Origin of the sequence: Azospirillum sp. B4 (genome assembly GCF_000333275.1) — a bacterium.
Lineage (GTDB): Bacteria > Pseudomonadota > Alphaproteobacteria > Azospirillales > Azospirillaceae > Nitrospirillum.
In genome coordinates, this window is the sequence record NZ_BACU01000250.1 from 1 (window position 1) to 598 (window position 598).

Consider the following 598-nt stretch of genomic DNA (forward strand, 5'->3'; position numbering starts at 1 on the left):
CCATGCACATCGCCGCCGCCCGTCCGGAAGCCCTGGACATCGCCGACGTCGACACCGCCGCCCTCGATCGCGAGCGCAACGTGCTGGCCGACCAGGCCCGCGCCTCCGGCAAGGCCGAAGAGATCATCGCCAAGATGGTCGAAGGCCGCCTGCGCAAGTACTACGAGGAAGTGGTGCTGCTGGAGCAGACCTACGTCATCGACCAGGAGACCAAGATCCGTAAGGTGGTCGAGAATGCCGCCAAGACGGTTGGCGCCCCGGTGAAGCTGACCGGCTTCGTCCGCTTCGTGCTGGGCGACGGCATCGAGAAGGAAGAGAGCGATTTCGCGGCCGAAGTGGCCTCGATGGCGCGCTAAGCCTTACCGGCAGTGTGTTTTGAACCCGGCGCGTCCAGCGATGGACGCGCCGGTTTCTTGAGGGCGTCCGCCATTCGCGGCCGGCGCCGTCCCGCCGCCCACGCCTTGCGCCATTTCGGTGTCAATTCCGGGCGGCGATGTTTCTGATAGTCCCTGATGATAGAGTGGCCGCCAGCACCATCACCGGCGTCGCCATTCCCCGTGTGTCCTTCGAGTCCGCTCCGGCTTCGGGCTCCACCGTG

Annotated in this window: 1 protein-coding gene; it reads left to right on the plus strand. The window is 66.1% G+C overall.

Translation table 11 applies throughout. The features are described 5' to 3' along the window. The coding region (gene tsf, locus I55_RS10585) for a translation elongation factor Ts (protein WP_044560514.1) at positions 1–356 on the plus strand (356 nt) is incomplete at its 5' end. Positions 357–598 lie beyond the last annotated feature (242 nt).